The organism is Pseudomonadota bacterium (assembly GCA_039028155.1).
Taxonomy (GTDB): domain Bacteria; phylum Pseudomonadota; class Alphaproteobacteria; order SP197; family SP197; genus JANQGO01.
In genome coordinates this window covers 1-20,832 of record JBCCIS010000069.1, presented here as the reverse complement: position 1 = coordinate 20,832, position 20,832 = coordinate 1, and the positions used below count along the sequence as shown (strand labels likewise).

Annotated in this window: 21 protein-coding genes; 7 read left to right on the top strand and 14 right to left on the bottom strand. The window is 63.3% G+C overall.

Translation table 11 applies throughout. The features are described from left to right. Window positions 1-386 precede the first annotated feature (386 nt). The 4 genes from AAF563_23060 (at window position 387) to AAF563_23045 (ending at window position 4,756) form a co-directional block, all read left to right on the top strand. Window positions 387-1,550 carry an alpha/beta fold hydrolase gene (locus AAF563_23060; protein ID MEM7124177.1) on the top strand — a complete coding sequence of 388 codons (1,164 nt, stop codon included), beginning with the start codon at window positions 387-389 and terminating at the stop codon, window positions 1,548-1,550. 96 nt (window positions 1,551-1,646) lie between these two features. Continuing rightward, window positions 1,647-2,819 carry an acetyl-CoA C-acetyltransferase gene (locus tag AAF563_23055; protein MEM7124176.1) on the top strand — a complete coding sequence of 391 codons (1,173 nt, stop codon included), beginning with the start codon at window positions 1,647-1,649 and terminating at the stop codon, window positions 2,817-2,819. 178 nt (window positions 2,820-2,997) lie between these two features. After that, on the top strand, window positions 2,998-3,720 hold the full coding sequence (gene phbB, locus AAF563_23050; protein MEM7124175.1) for an acetoacetyl-CoA reductase: 723 nt from the start codon (window positions 2,998-3,000) through the stop codon (window positions 3,718-3,720). Window positions 3,721-3,751: 31 nt separating this feature from the next. Further along, window positions 3,752-4,756, top strand: coding sequence for a C45 family autoproteolytic acyltransferase/hydrolase (locus tag AAF563_23045; GenBank protein MEM7124174.1), 1,005 nt, complete (start codon window positions 3,752-3,754; stop codon window positions 4,754-4,756). A 16-nt stretch (window positions 4,757-4,772) separates the two neighbouring features. Here the strand turns inward: AAF563_23045 and AAF563_23040 are convergent, their stop codons facing one another. The 4 genes from AAF563_23040 to AAF563_23025 form a co-directional block, all read right to left on the bottom strand. Then, on the bottom strand, window positions 4,773-5,525 hold the full coding sequence (locus tag AAF563_23040) for a hypothetical protein (protein MEM7124173.1): 753 nt from the start codon (window positions 5,523-5,525) through the stop codon (window positions 4,773-4,775). A gap of 18 nt (window positions 5,526-5,543) precedes the next feature. Further along, window positions 5,544-6,002, bottom strand: a complete 459-nt coding sequence (locus tag AAF563_23035) for a hypothetical protein (protein MEM7124172.1) — start codon at window positions 6,000-6,002, stop codon at window positions 5,544-5,546. Window positions 6,003-6,306: 304 nt separating this feature from the next. Further along, window positions 6,307-7,059, bottom strand: a complete 753-nt coding sequence (locus AAF563_23030; GenBank protein ID MEM7124171.1) for a hypothetical protein — start codon at window positions 7,057-7,059, stop codon at window positions 6,307-6,309. Next, on the bottom strand, window positions 7,049-8,278 hold the full coding sequence (locus tag AAF563_23025; GenBank protein ID MEM7124170.1) for a hypothetical protein: 1,230 nt from the start codon (window positions 8,276-8,278) through the stop codon (window positions 7,049-7,051). Before AAF563_23025 ends, AAF563_23030 begins: the two co-directional genes overlap by 11 nt. A 178-nt stretch (window positions 8,279-8,456) precedes the next feature. Here AAF563_23025 and AAF563_23020 point away from each other — a divergent pair, with 178 nt between their 5' ends. Together AAF563_23020 and AAF563_23015 are read left to right on the top strand one after the other, a co-directional pair. Further along, window positions 8,457-9,629 carry an aromatic ring-hydroxylating dioxygenase subunit alpha gene (locus AAF563_23020; GenBank protein MEM7124169.1) on the top strand — a complete coding sequence of 391 codons (1,173 nt, stop codon included), beginning with the start codon at window positions 8,457-8,459 and terminating at the stop codon, window positions 9,627-9,629. Window positions 9,630-9,646: 17 nt separating this feature from the next. After that, window positions 9,647-10,579, top strand: coding sequence for a DMT family transporter (locus AAF563_23015; protein ID MEM7124168.1), 933 nt, complete (start codon window positions 9,647-9,649; stop codon window positions 10,577-10,579). Here the strand turns inward: AAF563_23015 and AAF563_23010 are convergent. Next, a complete protein-coding gene (locus AAF563_23010; GenBank protein MEM7124167.1) occupies window positions 10,546-11,205 on the bottom strand; it encodes a ferredoxin in 660 nt (219 codons plus the stop codon). The two genes, AAF563_23015 and AAF563_23010, sit on opposite strands and share 34 nt — an antisense overlap. A gap of 8 nt (window positions 11,206-11,213) precedes the next feature. Further along, a complete protein-coding gene (locus AAF563_23005; protein ID MEM7124166.1) occupies window positions 11,214-11,813 on the bottom strand; it encodes a glutathione S-transferase N-terminal domain-containing protein in 600 nt (199 codons plus the stop codon). Between the two features lie 204 nt (window positions 11,814-12,017). Between AAF563_23005 and AAF563_23000 the strand changes: the two genes are divergently transcribed. Next, entirely contained in the window at window positions 12,018-12,767 is a 750-nt protein-coding gene (locus tag AAF563_23000) for a methyltransferase domain-containing protein (GenBank protein ID MEM7124165.1), read from the top strand. Window positions 12,768-12,921: 154 nt separating this feature from the next. Here the strand turns inward: AAF563_23000 and AAF563_22995 are convergent, their stop codons facing one another. From AAF563_22995 to AAF563_22960, 8 genes are all read right to left on the bottom strand, one after another. After that, a complete protein-coding gene (locus AAF563_22995) occupies window positions 12,922-13,512 on the bottom strand; it encodes a DUF3501 family protein (GenBank protein ID MEM7124164.1) in 591 nt (196 codons plus the stop codon). A gap of 157 nt (window positions 13,513-13,669) precedes the next feature. Next, a complete protein-coding gene (locus tag AAF563_22990) occupies window positions 13,670-15,019 on the bottom strand; it encodes a heterodisulfide reductase-related iron-sulfur binding cluster (GenBank protein MEM7124163.1) in 1,350 nt (449 codons plus the stop codon). A gap of 114 nt (window positions 15,020-15,133) precedes the next feature. Continuing rightward, complete coding sequence (locus AAF563_22985; GenBank protein MEM7124162.1) at window positions 15,134-15,553, bottom strand: rubrerythrin family protein; 420 nt, start codon at window positions 15,551-15,553, stop codon at window positions 15,134-15,136. Between the two features lie 138 nt (window positions 15,554-15,691). Next, window positions 15,692-16,114 carry an iron response transcriptional regulator IrrA gene (gene irrA / locus AAF563_22980; protein MEM7124161.1) on the bottom strand — a complete coding sequence of 141 codons (423 nt, stop codon included), beginning with the start codon at window positions 16,112-16,114 and terminating at the stop codon, window positions 15,692-15,694. Window positions 16,115-16,232: 118 nt separating this feature from the next. After that, entirely contained in the window at window positions 16,233-17,630 is a 1,398-nt protein-coding gene (locus tag AAF563_22975; protein MEM7124160.1) for a nitronate monooxygenase, read from the bottom strand. Window positions 17,631-17,850: 220 nt separating this feature from the next. Then, complete coding sequence (gene pnp / locus AAF563_22970) at window positions 17,851-20,025, bottom strand: polyribonucleotide nucleotidyltransferase (protein ID MEM7124159.1); 2,175 nt, start codon at window positions 20,023-20,025, stop codon at window positions 17,851-17,853. A gap of 230 nt (window positions 20,026-20,255) precedes the next feature. Continuing rightward, entirely contained in the window at window positions 20,256-20,549 is a 294-nt protein-coding gene (gene rpsO / locus AAF563_22965; protein MEM7124158.1) for a 30S ribosomal protein S15, read from the bottom strand. Beyond that, window positions 20,503-20,832, bottom strand: a 330-nt coding sequence (locus AAF563_22960; protein ID MEM7124157.1) for a tRNA pseudouridine(55) synthase TruB, incomplete at its 5' end; no start/stop codon positions are given. The genes rpsO and AAF563_22960, both read right to left, overlap by 47 nt.

Below are 20,832 nucleotides of genomic sequence, written 5' to 3'. Positions count from 1 at the left end.
CGATTGGCGTACTTCTTGATGACGACCGTTTCGCCGTCGATGTGGTCCTTGGTCCGCGCCATGGTTTCATACCCAATAGCTTATCGGACGGGTATTATGGTCCAAATGCTGCACTGCGAACAGCGCTTGTTGCAGCGCCATAACAAAGCTGTGTCCGCCGACACGGCCGCTTCCTATACTGCTTGTCATGACAAAAGATCCCGATCTCGAGCAATTGGCCCGCGATTTCATGGAATTGTGGCAGGAGCAGGTCGCCGCCGCCGCGACCGACCCGGCTTTGGCCAAATGGGCAGAGGCCTGGATGGCGCCGCTGGCCGCCGCTGCCGGTACCAAGGGCGGTGACGGCCGCGGCCTTGCGTCGGGGCCCGCGGCCCCTGGCGCTCCATATGACGACATCCTTCGCCGTATGGATGAGTTCGCTGGGCGCCTTGATGCCTGCGAAAAACGGCTTGCTGCCCTGGAACGAAAGTCTGAGCGCAAAGGCCGCCCCGATCCAGACAGCGGTCGAGGCCGCCAACGCTGAGGACCTGGCCCGCGCGCTGCACGGTGAAGCCACCCAGCGCATGGCCGACTTCCTGGCTGGCGTCAAAGCCTATCGCCGTCACCCCTATCGCCGCACCGCCATCGACCCCGACCCCATCTGGACAGCAGGCAGCGCCAAGTTGCGCGACTACGGCGGCACGGGCCAGCCGGTGCTCCTGGTGCCGTCGCTGATCAACCGCGCCTATATCCTGGACCTCGACGCCAAGAACAGCCTGGCGCGCTACCTGAAACACCGGGGCTGGCGACCGCTGCTGATGGACTGGGACGCGCCAAGTGCGGCCGAGGCCGGTTTCGACCTGGACGAGTACATCATGGGCTATCTGGCCCAGGCGCTGGCTGAGGCCCGCAAACTGGGCGGCGCGCCGGTGCCGGTCGTCGGCTACTGCATGGGCGGCCTGTTGGCGCTTGCCCTGGCGCAGCATCATGGCGCCGACGTCGCGGGCCTCGCCCTGCTCGCGACACCATGGGACTTTCACGCCAACCGCAGCGGCCAGGCCGGCCTCTTCGCCATGGCGACACCCCAGGTCGAGGCCGCCGGCAAGACCGACGGCATGATCCCGGTCGACGTCCTGCAGATGATGTTCGCATCGATGTCGCCGAGTCTCATACAGGCGAAGTTCCGCCGCTTCGCCGGCATGGACCCGGCAGGCGAGCAGGCCCACGCCTTCGTCGCCCTGGAGGACTGGCTCAACGATGGCGTGCCCCTTACTGGCCCGGTCGGGCGGACCTGCCTGCACGGCTGGTATGGCGAGAACCTGCCCGGCCGCGATCTCTGGAAGATCGGCGGCCGGATCATCCGACCCGAGGCGATCGACCGGCCGGCGCTGGTCGCCATTCCCGGGCGCGACCACATCGTGCCGCCGGAGAGTGCCCAGCCGCTTGCCGACCGCCTGCCGCGCGCCGAGGTCATGACGCCGGCGGCCGGTCATATCGGCATGGTGGTCGGTCGCCGCGCGCGCGAACAGTTGTGGGATCCGCTCGACGCCTGGCTGCGCAAAACCGTGTGAGACTTCGGCCGGGCACGTCATTTCGCACCTGCGAAATGAACGCAAATGTCCTATATAGAAACCACACCATCAGTGAAGCAGGGAGTGGACCCAGTCATGAGCGAGATCGTCATTGCCAGTGCCGCCCGCACGCCGGTCGGGTCGTTTAACGGCGGCTTGTCGAGCCTGCCGGCCCATGTCCTGGGCAAAACCGCCATTGAAGGCGCCATGAGCCGCGCCGGCGTTGAGCCGGGTGATGTCGACGAGGTCATCATGGGCCAGATCCTGCAGGCCGGCGAAGGCCAGAACCCGGCTCGCCAGGCCTCGATCGGTGCCGGCATTCCCGTCGAATCGCCGGCCTGGAGCCTGAACCAGCTCTGCGGCTCCGGCCTGCGCGCGGTCGCCGTCGGCTACCAGCAGATACGAGAGGGCGACGCCAATGTCGTCGTCGCCGGCGGCCAGGAAAGCATGAGCCAGGCGCCCCATTGCATGAACCTAAGGAACGGCACCAAGATGGGCCCGGCCGAGATGATCGACACCATGATCAAGGACGGCCTATGGGATGCCTTCAACGGCTACCACATGGGCAATACGGCCGAGAATGTCGCGAACCAGTGGCAGATCACCCGCGAGCAGCAGGACAACTTCGCCATGACCTCGCAGAACCGCGCCGAGGCCGCCCAGAAGGCCGGCCGGTTCTCCGACGAAATCGTGCCGGTCACCGTGCCGCACCGCAAAGGTGACATCGTCGTCGACCAGGATGAGTACATCCGCCACGGCGTCGAGATCGAGATGCTGACCAAGCTTCGCCCCGCCTTCGCCAAGGACGGCACCGTCACCGCCGGCAACGCCAGCGGCATCAACGACGGCGCCGCGGCGGTCGTTTTGATGACCGCCCATGAGGCCGGCAAGCGCGGCGTGACGCCGATGGCGCGCATCGCATCGTGGGCCCATGCCGGCGTCGATCCGGCGATCATGGGCTCGGGTCCGATCCCGGCCAGCCGCAAGGCGCTTGAAAAGGCCGGCTGGTCGGTCGACGACCTCGATCTGATCGAGGCCAACGAGGCGTTCGCCGCCCAGGCTTGCGCCGTCAACAAGGACCTCGGCCTCGACACCGACAAGGTGAATGTGAACGGCGGCGCCATCGCCATCGGCCATCCGATCGGCGCATCCGGCGCGCGCGTCCTGACCACGCTTCTGTTCGAGATGCAGAAGCGCGACGCCAAAAAGGGCCTGGCGACCTTGTGCATCGGTGGCGGCATGGGCGTCGCCATGTGCTTGGAGCGCTGATCGGCGCCCGTTTGAGCCGGCGCCCAGGCGCGCCGGTGTGATGGAAGTCATGGCGCGTTCGAACGTGCTGGACTCGTTAAAGCAGGCGCGTTAGACGCCTGTCATAACCTTGTGGTGACGTGGCGGCGGGGGGCGTGAGCCGACCCGCCGTCCGTCGTATTGATGTTAGGGGATAATCATGGGACGAGTGGCATTGGTGACAGGCGGCACCCGGGGCATCGGGGCGGCTATCGCAACATCGTTGAAGAACGCGGGCTACACCGTCGCCGTCAACTACGGCGGCAACGACGAGGCCGCGAGAGCCTTTAGCGCCGAACACGGCATTCCCGCTTTCAAGTGGGATGTCGCCGATCACGAGGCGTGCGCGGCCGGCGTCGCCCAGGTTGCCGAACAGGTCGGCCCGGTCGAGGTGCTGGTCAACAACGCCGGCATCAGCCGCGACGGCTTCTGCCACAAGCTGAGTGCGGAGGACTGGGACCGGGTCATCAACGTCGACCTGTGCTCGTGCTTCCACATGTCGCACGAAGTGTTGGCCGGCATGCGCGGCGCCAACTTCGGGCGCATCGTCAACATCAGCTCGATCAACGGCCAGGCCGGCCAGCTGGGCGTCGCCAACTACGCCGCCGCCAAGGCCGGCATGCTGGGCTTCACCAAGGCGGTCGCCCTGGAGAACGCCCGCAAGGGCATCACGGTCAACGCGATCTGCCCCGGTTACATCGCGACCGATCTAATCTCGGGCGTCTCCGACGACATGATGGCGAAGATCCTCGCCGGCATTCCGGTCGGGCGCATCGGCGAAGCCGACGAGATCGCCCGCTGCGTCCTCTTCCTGGTCAGCGACGACGCCGGCTTCATCACCGGCTCGACACTCTCGGTCAACGGCGGCGCCTATATGGCCTGATCCGGCAGCGGGCCGCGACGAGCGGCCCGCGTTGCCATCGGCTACACTGGCGCTGATGAAAAAGCGCTTTGTCTTCGCCCGCGAGACCGAACCGGGGACCGATTGGCTGACCCGTTTCAACGCCGGCCGCGCCGAAACCGAGCGCTGGTACCGGGGCGAAGGCCTGGCCGATCCGCCGAGTGCCGCCGCGTGCCGCACCGCGCTCGACCAGCACATGCCGGAACTCCTGACGCCCTATGACAAGGCCTGCGCGCTGCTCGGCGACGACGACCTCGCCCAGCGCATCCTCAGCCACTATCGCCCGCCGCCGCTGATGACAGGTTGCAGCCAGGCGGTCTGGCTCGGCGATGGTGGCCCGGCACTGGTGCGCAACTACGACTTCCCGCTAGACACGGTGAGCGATCGTTTCGAAACGACGGCCTGGTTCGGTCGCGAGGTCATCGGCAAGGCGCAACGCCCCTGGGGCGGCTGCCTGGACGGCATAAACGCCGACGGTCTGGTCGCGAGCCTCACCTTCGGCGGCGGCCAGGACCAGGGCCAGGGTTTCTCCATCATCCTGATCCTGCGCTACGTGCTGGAGACCTGTTGCAGCGTCGACGAGGCCGCCGCCGCGCTTTGCCGCATTCCCGTCGCGCTCACCCAGAACGTCACCCTGCTCGATGCGGCCGGCGATCACGCGACCGTCTACGTCGGGCCGACCCGCACGCCGGCTGTCACGAAAGACCGCCTCTGCACGAACCATCAAGAAGAGGTCACGTGGCCCGAAGACGCCGCGCGAAGCCAGACTGCAGAGCGACACGCCCACCTCGCGGCGCTCCTCGACGATCCCGCCATGACGCTCGACAACCTCGCCGGCCGTTTCCTCAAACCGCCACTCTACTCCCGCCGCGCGGTGTTCCCGACCGCCTACACCGCCGTCTACCGCCCGGCCGAACGCCGCGTCGATTATCTCTGGCCCGGCAAGACCATCAGCCAGACGATCGGCGGGTTTGCGCCGACCGATTACAGCCACGACTTCGGCGAACTGGCGCAGTAGCGAATTGGTCAAGTTGCTAGAACGGCCATTGCGACTCGACGAACAACGTGATCTCGCCGAGGATCAGGATTGAGTCGAACAAGATCACGTGTCCCTTTGTCGGTCCGCAATTCAGCTCCGACAGCGGCATCGGTTTTGCCAGCCAGCGCGGACCTTCGACATGGACGGGCAGCGTGCTGTCCAGAAACTCGCCCATATGCGTCGCCCTCGGCTGTTCGACATGAAAGAAGCCGGTCAGTAGGGGCCACGTGTCCTGTCTGATGAACATGAGGAAGAGTGCATCCCAGTCTTCGTCGCACGACTCAGCCCGACCACCTGCCATCAGGTAGTGCTGAACAAGACGGCAGTCCTTCGCGACATCAAACGCCGTCCCGCGATTGGACCGAACATCCGAGTACCTCACCGTCAGATAGGCCGAGAGATCATAGAGGCGATCGTAATCGTAGAAGTAGATGACGGCTGGACGCACCTGGATGCGTTCCGGGCTGACCCGTCTGACGGCCGCGTCACCGTAGAGCGCCGCGAGCGCTGTTTCGAGCGAGTCGGCGGCATGGGGCCGCAGGTCGCCGAAGACGTACCTCGCTTCACCCCATTGCCAGTCGGCACAACTTACGGGAAGGTCCGTCCAGCCGAAACGGAACCATGTGCCATAACCGATCACGAACGCGACGAAGATGGCGCCGACTGTGCAGTAGACTGTTCGACGAATGCCGCGACAGATACGCCGCCGCCGCTGACGCTTGAGCGACTTCAAAGCATCAGTCGTCATGACATACGCAACGCATCATCAATCGAACGGCCACAGTGACTGTCCAATCCAAACGACAAAGCTGCCAACAGCAAAGAAGGTTTCGAGAAGTTGATCGTGGAAAGACGGTCCGCAGTTAACGTTGCCCAGCAGTGCGGGACCGGCAACATGGGCTGGCCGCTCGGCGGGGGTTGGTAGGGCTTTGCTCGGCAGGTTGTTCAGAGCGTGCGGCCCCAAGTCGCGCACGCGAAAGAAACGCGTTAGCCATGGCCAAGAACTCTGCCCAATCACGCCGTAGACGTGGGGTTCCCACGCGTCCTCGCACGACACGGCACGTTGGCCGGTCATAAGGTGCTGTTGGACAACTCGGCAATCTTGCGACCAGCCTGTGCCGCGATAGGGCGAACCATGCGCTATCGCAAGCGTCTGTGCCATAAACCCCGTCAGTTCAAGCAGGCGACGATCATCGTCGAAGTACACAACGGCCGGTTTCACCATGACGGCGCCTGCATCCGACCTCTTTACGGACGCATCGCCGTACATGGCACGAAGGACGGCTTCGAAGGAGGCCGCGGCTTTCGGTGTCATTTCTCCATAGAGCTCACGTTCGCTACGTTCGTCGACGCACCGGAGTGGCAGATCGACCCAACCGGATCGAAACCAGATGACATGGCCAACAAAAGCGGCGGCAAGCGAAAGACCCAATGTCAAGACGAACGTCCGCCAGATACCTCGGCAAACGCGTCGACGTCTCTCTCGTTTCAGCGCCTTCCAGGCATCAGTCGTCATCGGTCGGCCGGCATTAGAAAGGCCACAGCGAGTTGAAGAACCAAATCACCGAGCCGGCGAAGAGTATGGTGCCGTAGACGAACCTGTGACCCATTGGCGGACCACAGTCCAGCTCTGGTAAATCTCGTGGTGCGGTACTCTCAGATGAATCCCGGAAGACCAAAGCATGCGGATCCATCGTCATGTCATACACATGCCCTGGACTAGGCTGGTTCACTCTGAAGAACCGTGTCATCGCGGGCCAGTTGTCTTGCTTTATCTCTCTCATGAAGAACTGAACCCATGAATCGTCACACGCTGCAGCCTGCCCTTCCGACATGAGATAGTGCTGGACGACGCGGCAGTCGTCGGTCGTCCCTGGGCCGGACCCCGGATAGTCCCTCAAGTCGGAAAACCAATCGGTCAGGTGGACTGTCAATGATCTCAAGCGGCCCTCATCGCCGAAGTACACGACGACGGGACGGACGCGAAGACGGCCGGACGTATCCTGCTTCACGGAACCATCGCCGTAGAGTGTTGTCAGCCACGTCTTGAGCGCGTCGGCAGCCTCGGGTCGCAACTCGCCCGAAATCTGTCGCGTCTCACCCCAAGCCCAATCAACACAACGCAAAGGAAGATCCGTCCATCCGAGGCGAAACCACGAGCCATAACCGATCACGAACGCGGCGAGGATGGAGCCCGCGGTCAAATAGAATGTGCGACGGATACCTCGACAGATGCGCCGCCGCCGCTCCCGCTTGAAGGCTCTCCAGGCGTCAGTCGTCATAGATCAGTTCGACGCGTGGCGTTTGCGAACCGCCAAGTTCTATCCACCCAGAAATTGGACGAGTCCAAACTGTCGTTGAGATGTCGAAGCTCTTGGCGTCGCCATGATCTTCTAGAACTTTTGACTCCAGGATGTGACCATCCTCAAAGTCATAGCGGTCTGACACGCGCAGATTGACGAAACCGTTGACCTTGATCCGAGTCCCGTGACGTTCGAACACCAGTTGGCTGAAGCTATCCAGCGTTCCAGAGTTGAAGGTCATGCGGGCATCAGTCCAAAACTCAGGGTCAAGTTTACTGTTGGGACCGTCAAAGGTTGTGTTCCAGTTCACGAGTCCACCAACACGATCCGCATCAAAGGACTCTTTGCCAACAATCGTCCTCTCCCCATTGGCCAAATCGAGCCAGGGCTGCCCGAATCGTGAATCTGACAGCGTTCCTCGCAACCAGTCCTTGAGGTGAGTCAGGATGTCCTTTTCCGCATCGTTGACGGGCCCGTAAGAGCGAACGATCTCTGAATCAACAATGAGGGGCTCTCCGCTACCTTCAAGGTAGTGTTCGTGCGCACGCGCAGCCTCGTCGTAACCCGACGCGCTCGCTGATTGAATAAAGACCCAGGATCTGCGACGTGCATCGGCTACATCGTTTGCGCGTTCTTTCTGCTCATCGAGATGGTCTTGATAGCGTCGCAGGGTGTCTTCGTCTCTGACGTCCCTGATTCCTGGAAAAGGTGTCGATCGCGTTCTCTCGTTAGGACCCGATTGCCCAATCGCACGCTCCCAGTACGGGATGACGTCCGGTTCGTCGATCGTCTCTGCATTGCCACTGGCCTGCCTTCTTGCACTGCCAGCATTGGCTAGGCCGAGTTCAGACTGGCTGACGGTAGTTGATGGACGGCGATCTTGTGTGACGTGCCGCTCCACCTCCTCCCCGCGCCTGATCCGCCGCTCGCGGTCGCGGTCGAAGGGTTCGAGGTAGGTGACGAAAACTTCCGGGCGGCCGATGCGCAAGCCCTCCCGCGGCTCGCCGGAGGGATCGTCGTAGACGCGGCGGTATTGGCGCTGGACGAAGTGACGGTAATCCGGGTCGTTCTTCTGATAGCGCTCGTCGGTCATCAAAAGGCGCAGATCGGCGCTCAAGCGCTGTTCGGTCTCGTCGGAAGTCTCGTTTTTCTTCTTGCGGCGCGGCTGGGGCCGGAGGGGATCGTGCTTGAAACGCATGCGTGCCTCGTATGTCAGGTTTCGTTCAGTGGATGTTCCAAATCCATCATACACGCCTTTAAGAGGTAAAAGTGGTCTTTTCTGCAAGCTTTCTGAATTCTGGATCCCGATTGGGACACAACCGTGGCGCGGGCGTGACCCTTTGCGGGCCGCTTGCCCGTTGGGCGCGGGCTCTGTCATGCTCGCGGCTGTCATGACGACGGATGCGTTGGATATCTTCGATCCCGCCCACTATGCGGCCGTGCGCCGGCCGGTGCTGGAGGCCGCCACCCTGCCCGCCTGGTGCTATACCGCGCCCGCCTTCTTCGAGCGCGAGCGCGAGCGGGTGTTTCTGAAGGGCTGGAACTTCGTCGGCCGGGCCGACGAGGTGGCCGACGCCGGCGCCTACCGGGCGGTCGAGACGCCGGGCGGGCCAGTTCTGCTGGTGCGCGATAAAGACGGGAACTTGCGCGCCTTCGCCAACACCTGCCGGCACCGCGGCGCGCGGATCGCGACGGGCAGCGGCACCGGCCGGCGGCTGGTCTGCCCCTATCACGCCTGGACCTACGATCTTACCGGCCGGCTGGTTGGCGCGCCGGGCATGGACGCAACGACGGGGTTCGACACCGCCGACTGGCCGCTGGCGCCGGTCCGGCTCGAGACCTGGCAGGGCTTTCTGTTTGTCTGCTATTCGCAGTCGACGCCGCCGCTCACCGACTATCTGGGCGACCTGACCGAACAGTTGGGCAGCTACAATTTCGACGACCTGGTGACGACGCGCCGGATCGACTACGACATCCCGTGCAACTGGAAGCTTCTGGCCGAGAACGCCATGGAGGCCTATCACACGGGCACGGTGCACAGCGCCTCGCTCGGCCAGCAGACCGGCGAGCAGGTCCGGACCAGCGGCCACTGGGACGCGCTCTTCATCGCGCAGGAAACCAGCATCGCCGTCCTGCCGGGCGAGGCCGCGCCCTTCCCCCACATCCCGACGCTAAGCGGGCGCGCCAGGGAAGGTACCTTCTTCACCATGCTGCACCCCAACACCCAGCTTGCCTGCACCCAGGACGCGCTGTGGTGGTCGACCTTCCGCCCGGTGGCGGCCGACCGCACGATCCTGCATGTCGGCCAGTGCTTCCCGCGCGCGACGGCGGCCCGGCCCGACTTCCCGGCGGAGGTCGAGCCTTACTACCGGCGCTGGGACAAGGGGATCGAGGAGGACAACGCCATCGGCGCCGAGCAGCAGGCGGGCCTGATGTCGGCGCTGCGCACGCCCGGGCGCTTTTCGGAGCGCGAGAGCGCGACCCACAGCCTAGCCAACTGGATCGTCGATCAGATCATCGACGACGGCCTGGCGACCCGGCGCATCTGACGGCGGGCCGCGCGCGCATGGGTTCCAAGCTTCCCCGGCACACGATTATCGCGACCCTGGTCGGGCTCGGCGCGATCTGCCTGTGGTCGACCGGCGGGCCGCTCCTGACGCTGATCCCCGACTTTCCGCCGTTCCAGTTGATCGCCATGACCATGGTGACGTTTTTCCTGGTCATGCTGCCGGTCTGGCTCGCGCGCGGCCAGTCGGTCGCCGCCCAGTTCAAGATGCCGCTGAAGGTCTGGCTGGTCGGCATCGCCGGGCCGTTTGGCTATACCGTCTGCTTCTTTATCTCCTACCAGCTGATCACGCCGGTCCACGCCAGTCTCCTGTTGCTGAGCTGGCCCGTCATTCTGTTGTTGGCGAACGCCATGCTGCGGGACCGGCGTATCCGCTGGTGGCATGGATTGGGCGCGGCGGCCGGTTTCGGCGGCGCCATCGTGCTTGTGTTGTCGCGCCAGACAGGAGAAGGCGTCGACCAGGCGCCCTTGCTTGGCTATATGATCGCCGCCGGTGGGGCGCTGTGCTTCAGTCTCTACTCATTCTGTCGCAGCGGCTGGCCCGACGTGAAGACCGATGCGGGCGCCATGTTCTGCCTGGGCGGCGCGGTTTTGAGCGTGCCGATCCACCTGATCTTCGAAAGCACCGTCATGCCGTCGGCCATTGCCTGGGCGGTGATCGTTGCCTTCGGCGTCGGCAATGTGGCGGCGGCACTCTATGCATGGGACTACGGCATGAAGTTCGGCCAGGTCCGCTCACTCGTCGCGCTGAGCTATCTGATCCCCTTGTTCACCGCGCTGATCCTGATTGCCATCGGCGCCGGCACCCTCACCACGACCGCGGCGGTCGCGTGCCTGTTGATCATAGGCGGCGCCTTTGTCGGCTCCCGTGACCTCTTCATGGCCACACCGCAAACCGATCAGTCGCGTGCGCCAAGAAAGGCGTCCATGTGAAAGCGCGCCTGCGCGGGAACATAGACGGCGTCGCGTCCGACCGGACAGGCGCGCCGCGCCCGGCAGCCAAGATCCAAACAGTCGATGCCTTCCGGCCGTCGCATATGGCCGGCGCAAGCATTGACGTCGTAGCGCTCGCCATCGAAGGCCGCGACCGGACAGGTCGTCAGACACGGTTTGTCCGCGCAGCTGTCGCACGGGCTTGGTCGCTCATCGCGCTCGGGCAAGCCGTCGATCGTTTGGTCAAAGGCGAGCGCGCCGCGATAGGCGTGCCACAGGCCGTGATCGTGATGGATCAGCATGCCGATCGGTGAGGGAAAGACGGCCTCGGCCCGTTGCGCCCAGCGTTGGAACGGCAGCCACGGCGGGCCGCTGAAGGGATAGTGGGGGGTCGCGCCAAGCCGAAGCGCCACGTCGTCCAGCACTCGGCGCGTCCACCGGTTCATGGGGTTGGGTCCGTCGGTTCTGGCCGCGTCAAACACCGGCCACACCTGCGGCCCGGCATTGCCGACCATGACCACACAACGGGGATCGCCGGGCACACCATCGTCGGCTTGCACGTCAAATCCGCCGCGCGCGATCAGCCCGAGCGGACTAAGCGCCTCGACGATGGACCCATAGTCCATGACGATCCTTAGGCGGGATCGCTCGGCACGGTGCCGGCCATGGACGGGCGCTTGGAAAATGCCTCGAACCAGGCCGCGAGATTGGGCCGGCTGTCACGCCAGTTAAGATGGCCCAGGCGGAAGTCGACATAACCAAGCGCCGCGCCGACCGCGATGGTCGACAGGTCGACTGCCTCGCCCAACTCGGCCGCCTCGCTTTCCAGGCGATCGAGCGCGCGGGTGATCTTGCCTTCCTGGCGCGTCGTCCAATCGGACCATTGCTTGTCCTCGGGCCGACGGCCTTCCATGACGCTGGCGAGACCGGCCTCCATGATGCCGTCGGCAAGCGCATGGCGGCACAGCACCGTGCTGCGCGCGGTGGGGTCGGCGGGGATCAGCTCCGGCCCCGAACCGCGACTGTCCAGATAATCGCAGATGACCATGCTGTCATAGAGCGCCTGCCCGTCATCGGTGACCAGCGCCGGCACCTTTTCGAGCGGATTGTCGCCGGCCAACCCGTCCATATCGGCGGCGTCGACATAGGCGACCTCTCCCGCGAGACCCTTTTCCTGGGCCGCGATCACAACCTTGCGCACGAAGGGCGAGGTCTGACTGAAGTAGAGCTTCATGGCCATTTGTCCCTGTTGAACCCTAGAGTGGGTCGTTGTTAGGTAGAATCGCTGAACGGTTCCACCTAACAACGTGAATCCGCTCTCTATCTATGAGTAAAGCAGATTCACCCGATCAGATGGCATCGCAAAGCGATTCCATCTAATCGAGATCTGCTTTAGGCCCCGACACTACGCCCGCAAGACGCCCGTGTCAGGCGGTCCGTGAAGCAGATCTGCCATGCTAAGCTGGCGGTGATGTACCAGGATGTCGCCGACCTCAACGCGTTCTACAGGAGCCGCCTGGGCCAAACCGCCCGGCGCGTCGTGCTGCGCCGTGTCCGCACGCTGTGGCCGGACGTCTCCGGCCAACGGCTGATGGGGCTGGGCTATGCCATACCTTACTTAAGGGTCTTCAACGGCGAGGCCGAGCGGGTTCTGGCGTTCTGTCCGGCGGGCCAGGGCGTTATCCGCTGGCCCCAGGATGGCCCCGCCCAGATCAGTCTGATCGACGAAGACCAGATCCCGCTGGACGACGAAAGCATGGATCGCGTGCTGCTGGCCCATGCGGTCGAGAACAGCGAAATGCAGCGCGACATGTTGCGCCAGGTCTGGCGCGTGCTGGCGCCCGGCGGACGCCTTTTGGTGCTGGCCGCCAATCGGCGTGGCATGTGGGCGCGCGCCGACGCTACGCCGTTCGGCCACGGCCACCCCTATAGCGAACATCAGCTAGACCGGCTGCTGCGCGCCAGCATGTTCACGCCCTTGCGGACCGAACACGCGCTCTATGTGCCGCCGCTCCAGCGTGGTCTGTCGCTGTGGTCGGCACCGGCCTGGGAACGCGTCGGCCAAAGCTGGGGCCTGCCGCTTCCCGGCGTCGTCATGATCGAGGCATCGAAACAGATGTACGGCGCCCTGCCGGCCAGCGGGCGGCGCAGTGCTGCTCGTCTGCTGGTGCCGGCCGGAGCTGGTTAGATCTTGATCTGCTTACGCATCACCGGCACCGGCCCATTCCCCCTCTTCCGGGGCAAACCGCCGAGAGGCGTTTTCGTCGAGGCCACCCATGGCAACATCCTCGGGTTGGCCGTGAAGGGCAGTGGGCCGGCGATGCAAACTAAGCCACGAACGCCTAACTGAAGTCGGCGGCCAGCGCGGCGCGGGTGTCGGCGCTGAGTGTCGCGGCGTGGCTGTAGTTCTCGTGGTCGATGTCCAGCGTCACCTTGGTGGCGGGATCGCGGAACAGGGCGACCTCCTGGTCGCTGAACAGGAAACTCAGGAAGTGCACCGCCGATGTCTTGCCGTCCGGCGTATTGCGTTCGGCGTCCTGCAGCGGCTGGGCGGCGATGCGGTGATCACCGACGACCATGAAGATCTTCTCATCGATCCAGCCGAGCCGCGTCAATTGGACGTCGCGGCGGACGGGATCTTCGATCTCGATCATCATGGTGCAGGTCAGGTTGCGGCCGCCGGGCACCAGCGGATTATAGGCGTCAAGCTCGTCGGCAATTTGCTCTTCGCCGCCCTTTTCGATGTGCAGCATCTCGTGGATTTGATGCCACATGGTCTCGCGGCTTTCGAAATAGAACGAAACGAACGGGCCGACATCGACGCGCCGGTGCTGCTTGATCTCGCGAAACTTCTTGCGGTAATCGCGCCGGTCGCGGGCGTAGTCGTCGCCGGCCAGGATGTCGTCGCGGGTGATCTCGTGCGCTGCACTCATGGTGGTTCTCTTTCTCTTGTCCTAGAGCGGTTCGTGGTTAGGTAGAACCGCTGAACGGTTCTACCTAACCGCGCGAATCCGCTCTCTATCTATGATGAGAGCAGATTCACCTGAATTGCTGGTATCGCGAAGCGATCCCATCAAAACAGGATCTGCTCTAGACGCCGCAGGCCTTGGCCATCAGTTCGACCGGATGGCATTGGCGCGGCGCCGGTGCCGTGCGCCCGTCCCATTCTTCGACGCCCTGCTGCAGGTGGAGCGAGGCGAGCGGACATTCAGACGCGATCCAGCCGGTGCCCTCGGGATCGTTCTTGTTGGCGTCGCGAATGACCGGCTTGCCGATCTTCATGCCGATCTCGAAGTTCTGCTTCTTGATGCCCCAGGTGCCGCCATGGCCAGAGCAGCGCTCGACAACCTTGACCTCGGTATCAGGGATCAGACGCAGCATCTCGGCCGCCTTGGCGCCCATGTTCTGGGCCCGCGCATGACACGCGATGTGGAGCGTGATCGGGCCATCAAGAGCCTTTAGATCACCGGCAAGACCATGGGTCTTGGCGATGTCGACGATGTACTCGCTGGCGTCACAGGTCGCCTCGGCAAGCGCCTGGACATCCGGATCATGAGGCACGATCAGCGGCCATTCGAACTTCATCATGAGCGCGCAGCTGGGCACCAGGGCGATGACCTTCTTGCCGGCCTCGATATGCGGTTTCATGGCTGCCGCGACGGTCTTGGCGCGGTTCGTGACCTCCGCCAGATCACCCTGTTCCATTTGTGGCATGCCGCAGCATACGGGATAGAGAACTTCGGTCTCGACACCGTTATGCGCGAGGATGCGGCGCACGGATTCGCCGATCTCCGGCGTGTTGTAATTGGAAAAGCACGTCGCGTAGATTACCGCCTTCTGACCAAAGGCGGGCGCGGCCGTGTTGATCACCAGATCCTCGGACTTGGCCTCGCTCTCCAGCGTGCCGCGGGCGTACTCGGGCAACGCGGCGTCGCGGTGGATGTTGCAGACCTTTTCCAGGATCGGTCGGGTCAGCGCGTTGCCACGTTTGGAGCCCCAGTTGGCGAAGCCTGCGACCTTGGTTGCCAGCTTGCCGTTGCCGTCGGTGTCAGCCAGTTTCTTGTCCCAGTAGCCCGGCTCGCCGCGCTGAAAGTCGGCGACGCGCGCACGCAGCATCAGGTGCGGGAAATCCAGATCGAAGTTGTGCGGCGGCACATACGGACACTTCGTCATGAAGCACATGTCGCACAGCGTGCAGGCCTCGATGACCGGCGCGAAGTCCTTGCTGTCGACGGTGTCCAGCTCGCCGGACTCCGACTCGTCGATCAAATCGAACAGGCGCGGAAAGGAGTCGCAGAGATTAAAGCAGCGCCGGCAGCCGTGGCAGATGTCGAAGACACGCCGCAACTCCGCATCGATCTTATCGGGATCGGTAAAATCCGGATTCTGCCAGTCGATGATGTGGCGCATAGGCGCGCCAAGACCGCCTTCCTGAGTCATCTGAAGGTCCCTTCCCCGTTTGCGGGGATTTATTATTGGTCTGATCGAACACCGGTGGTCTGAGGTCGGGGCGGCCGAAACAACCGCCCCGCGCCTTCAGTCGGTCTGAGCGACCTAGCCTTCGAGAGTGTCGAGGGCCTTCTGGAAACGGCCGGCATGAGACTTCTCGGCCTTGGCGAGCGTCTCGAACCAGTCGGCGATCTCATCGAAACCCTCATCGCGGGCGGCGCGCGCCATACCCGGGTACATGTCCGTGTACTCGTGGGTTTCGCCGGCGATCGCGGCCTTCAGGTTAAGGTCCGTGGCGCCGATCGGCTCGCCGGTCGCGGGGTCACCGACTTCCTCGAGGAATTCCAGGTGGCCATGGGCATGACCGGTCTCGCCCTCGGCGGTCGACCGGAACACGGCGGCGACGTCGTTGTATCCTTCGACATCGGCCTTCTGCGCGAAATAGAGATAGCGGCGGTTGGCCTGGCTCTCACCAGCAAACGCGTCTTTCAGATTCTGTTCTGTCTTCGTACCGGCAAGCGACATTGTCGTTCTCCCTGCTAGGCTGTCTGATTGGTGATACGTCTTGCCCCAAGGCGTGCCGGGGCCTGCCCATTATCTGGAATGGCTCTAAACTAATGTCAAGGTCGACCGTGTGGTTTTTTGCGCTATCGCGCAAAAAGGCTAGTCGTCGCTTGGGACTATCCTGACAACAACATCGACCTGCTCGATTGCCATACCGTCGGGCGGCGTCGGCAACGAGCCCATGGCGACATGGTCGCCGGGGATGTCGATCAGCTCCTGATCGGCCGTATTGTAGAAGTGGTGATGATGGCCGGTATTGGTGTCGAAGTAAGCACGCTGGGCATCAACCACGACTTGGCGCAACAGGCCGGCATCCGTGAACTGATGCAGCGTGTTGTAGACGGTTGCAAGCGACACCTTGACGCCCGCCTCCACGGCTTCGCGATGGAGGACCTCCGCAGTCACGTGCCGGTCACCGGCGCCATAAAGCAGCCCAGCGAGGTCACGGCGCTGACGGGTCGGACGCAGACCCGCGCCACGCAGGCGCTGGTCCAGATCATGAAGGGTCAGATATGCAGACATGGGGCAAATATAGGAGTGTTAATTGGAATTACTACAAAAAACGACGGGAACGTGATCGCTGACACGAAGAATGCCCGTTTTCATGCCAAAACTGTGCGATTCCACACAGTTTTTCGGTCTATTGGCCGGTTTTCAGCCGTTCCATGAGTTCACCGACGGTCGGCACGAAGCCGTTCGAGTACCAGGGATCGCTGGCGAAACGGAACGCGTTGTGGCCGGCGAACATCAGCTGGGTCTCGATATCGTCGGAGTGGCTGATGGTCTGCAGCGTCTTTTGAATGCAGTAGCTGCGGGGGTCCGGCTTCTTGCCGGTGGTGCCTTCGTCGTCGCACTTCCAGTTGGAGAAGCGGCACTGGGAAAGGCATCCCATACACTCGATCTGATCGGCGCGGATCTGCCCGGCCTTTTCCTCGGTCACGAACACCAGGGTTGAATCCGGCGTCTTCATCGGATCGTCGAAACCCTGTGCGATCCAGCCGTTGACGTGGGCAAGGTCGTGTTCGGTCAAGTAAATCGGCCGTTTCCTGGGCCCGAACGGAAACGCCTCCGTGTGATCGCCGACCGGCTCGGTCGTATAAGCGACCTGGCGGCTGTTCCGGTCTTTCAGTTCGCGCAGAAAGCTGTTCTCGACCGCCGAGGAATAGAATCCGGTCGGCGAGAAACGATTGAGATAGATATCGCCCTCGTGCAGCGTCAACAGACGCTGTTTCCATGCATCGGAAATCGGGCTTTCGACGGTCAACAGCGGACGGGTGCCGAACTGGAAGGCGATCGGACCGACTTCCGTGTTATCCAGCCAGTCCTCCCACTCATCGACCCGCCAGACGCCGCCGGCCATGAAGATCGGTGTCTGGGTAAGGCCGTGGTCGCGCATGGTGTTTCTCAGCTCGACAACACGCGGATAAGGGTCTTCCGGCTTCTCCGGATCCTCGACATTGGAGAGGCCGTTATGGCCACCAGCGCGCCACGGATCCTCGTAGACGACGCCGCCGAGCCACTCGGGGAACTTGTGGTAGGCGCGCTTCCAGAGGATCTGAAACGCCCGTGCCGACGAGACGATGGGATAGTAATAGACGCTGTAGTTGGCGCAGATCTGCGCCATGCGATAGGGCATGCCGGCGCCGCAGGTCACGCCCTGGATCAACCCCTTGGCCTTCTCTAGAACGCCGTGCAGGATCCGCTCGCAGGCCGCCATCTCCCACAGGACGTTCATGTGGATGGCGCCTTGGCCGCCGGCAAGCTCGTGGGCCACACGGGCCTGATGGACCCCGCCGGCGACCGCGTAGTCGACCAGTTCCTCGTGGCGCTCGCGCCGGTTCTTGCCGTGATAGGTCTGCTCGATGTAATGGCCGTCGTCGTCGAACGAATCCGCGTTGACGCCGGAGAACGTGCCAGCGCCGCCGGCCGCCGCCCAGGCGCCGGAACTCTCACCGTTCGAGACGGAGATGCCCTTGCCGCCTTCAATAAGCGGTAGAACCTCGCGACCCGAAATCCATACTGCGTTCAGCGATTTCACGCGTTTTCGTTCCCGGCCCCCGGGGTCACACCCATGTCACGGCACCGACCATCATGGCCATCGTCACAATGTAATGACGCCGGCACCCAAGCGCCAGCGCAAGATGGCACACTGAGCAGTCGCGCTGACAGGGGAAAGCGACCGTGCTTCAACAACTTAAGGACTCGAAATCGCCCCACATCGTCGCGATGTGGGGCGATCGAGTTGGTGGTTGAGTTGGTCAGCCTTCGGCGGCGACGCTTTCCTTCTCTTTATCGTCGCGTTCGCGGCGCGGGCGGCGCTCGCCGACCTCCTCGGTGATGTCCGCGCCCGTGGCTTGATCGACCACGCGCATCGAAAGCTTCACCTTGCCGCGGTCATCGATGCCCAGCACCTTGACCTTGACCTCGTCGCCTTCGTTGATGACGTCGTTCACCTTGGCGACGCGCTCGTTGGTCAACTCCGAGATATGGACCAGACCATCGCGCTTGCCGATGAAGTTCACGAACGCGCCGAAGTCGACGACCTTGACGACCTTGCCGTCATAGATCACGCCGACCTCAGGCTCGGCGACGATATCCTTGATCCACTTCTCGGCCGCTTCGGAAGCCTTGGGATCGGTCGCGGCAATCTTGATCGTGCCGTCGTCCTCGATATCGATCTTGGTGCCGGTGGTCTCGCAGATCTCGCGGATCACCTTGCCGCCCGAACCGATGACCTCGCGGATCTTGTCGGTCGGCACCTTGATCGTCGTGATGCGCGGCGCGAACTGGCTGACACCCTCGCGGCTGGAGCTGATCGCCTTGGCCATCTCGTCGAGAATGTGCATGCGCCCGTCGCGCGCCTGATTGAGCGCGGCGTGCATGATGTCCTCGGTGATGCCGGTGATCTTGATGTCCATCTGCAGGCTGGTGACGCCTTCTTCGGTGCCAGCGACCTTGAAGTCCATATCGCCCAGGTGATCCTCGTCACCCAGGATGTCGGACAGCACGGCGAACTGATCGTCTTCCTTGATCAGACCCATGGCGATACCGGCGCACGGACGGCGAAGCGGCACGCCCGCGTCCATCATGGCGAGCGACGAACCGCAGACCGACGCCATGGACGACGAACCATTGGATTCGGTGATCTCGCTGACCACGCGGATCGTGTACGGAAAGTCCTCCTTCTCCGGAAGAAGCGGATGCACCGCGCGCCAGGCCAGCTTGCCGTGCCCGATCTCGCGGCGGCCCGGCGAACGCAGGAACGACGCTTCGCCGACGCTATAGGGCGGGAAATTGTAATGCAGCATGAAGTGCTCGCGGTACTCGCCCTCGAGCGCGTCCATGATCTGCTCGTCCTGGCCGGTACCCAGCGTCGCGGTCACCAGCGCCTGGGTCTCGCCGCGGGTGAAAAGCGCCGAACCATGGGAGCGGGTAAGGACACCGACCTCCGCGACGATGGGGCGCACCGTCTTGGTGTCGCGTCCGTCGACGCGCGTTCCCGTGCTCAACGTCTTGTCGCGCAGGGTCTTCTTTTCAAGCGACTTCAGAATGGCCTTCAGATCGTTGGGGTCGACTTCTTCGTCGTCCGCCAACGCGTCCTTGGCGATCTGCTTGGCGGCCGCCACTTTGTCCTGACGCGCCAGTTTGTCCGGCTCGTCGAAGGCTTCCGACAGCGCAGCGCCGCACAACTCGCGAACCCGTTCTTCAAGCGCACTGTGATCGGGCGCCTCGGGCAGATCCCAAGGCTCCTTGGCACAGTCTTCAGCCAACTCGATGATCGCCTGAATCACCGGCTGGAACTCGCGATGGGCGAACATGACCGCGCCCAGCATGACGTCTTCGCTGAGCTCGTCGGCTTCGGACTCGACCATCATGACCGCGTCGGCGCGGCCGGCAACAACCAGATCCAGACGGCTGTCGCCCATCTGCTCCAGGGTCGGGTTCAAGACGTAGTCGCCATCGACGTAGCCGACACGGGCGCCGCCGATCGGCCCCAGAAACGGAATGCCGGAGATGGTCAGCGCTGCGGACGCGCCAACCAGCGCGACGATGTCGGGATCGTTCTCCAGGTCGTGGCTCAGGACCGTCGTGATGACCTGAGTCTCGTTACGAAAACCGTCAGCGAACAGCGGCCGGATCGACCGGTCGATGATGCGAGACGCCAGCGTCTCCTTTTCGGCCGGACGGCCCTCGCGCTTAAAAAAGCCGCCGGGGATCTTGCCCGCGGCAAAGGCCTTTTCCTGGTAATTCACGGTAAGCGGAAAGAAATCGATGCCTTCGCGCGGCTCCTTCTGGGCCACCGCGGTGCACAGCACCGTCGTCTCGCCGTATGTCGCCATGACGGCGCCATCGGCCTGGCGGGCGATCTTGCCGGTTTCCAAAACCAGCTTGCGACCGCCCCACATGATTTCTTTCCTGTGGGTGGTAAACATTATTCCTCGTTCCTTCCTTCTGCTTTCAGTGGCATGGCCAGGATCCGCCCCATGCGGATCGTGGCCCCGCCGCGCCGTGGTTTCGGACCATCGGCACGGTCGGTCGGTCTCTGATTCTGTCTTGCCATTAGCGTCGCTAGGCAGCGCGACAACCAGCAGACCGGCCTTTCGTGATCGGCCTTGGTCTCAGACAAACGACAAGGGGACGCCAAAAGCGTCCCCCATCGTGATCAGCGTCTGATGCCAAGACTCTTGATAAGCGTCGCATAGCGTTCATCGTCAATGCGACGCAGATAATCGAGCAAGCGGCGGCGGCGGCTGACCAACATCAGCAGGCCACGCCTTGAGTGCTTGTCCTTCTTATGGGTCTTGAAGTGATCGGTCAGGTTGGTGATCCGTTCCGTCAGGATCGCGACCTGGACCTCCGGTGATCCTGTGTCACCGTCCGCGCGGCCAAATTCCTTGACCAGCTCGGTCTTACGTTCTGCCGTGATCGACATCGTGGCTCCGTTTCTTGTCGAGATTAAACACGCGCAACGGCCGAACCGCTCCGTCGGCCACCTCGGCAATTGCTACCAGGCGACCGGACGCTGTGGCCCGGACCGTACCGCTTTTCTCTCCGGGTACCTGGATCGCCTGCCCGCAGGTAAGGCGGGTCGCGGCGGTTTCGCTCAAAGTCAGCGCCGGGATGTCGTCCAGCGCCGCCTCGACCGGCAACAGGTGCCCCGAGAGCGCGGGACTATGCCCAAACTGCTCCAGGGTTTCCAGAGAAATCGCCCGGTCCAGACCAAACGGCCCGACCCGGGT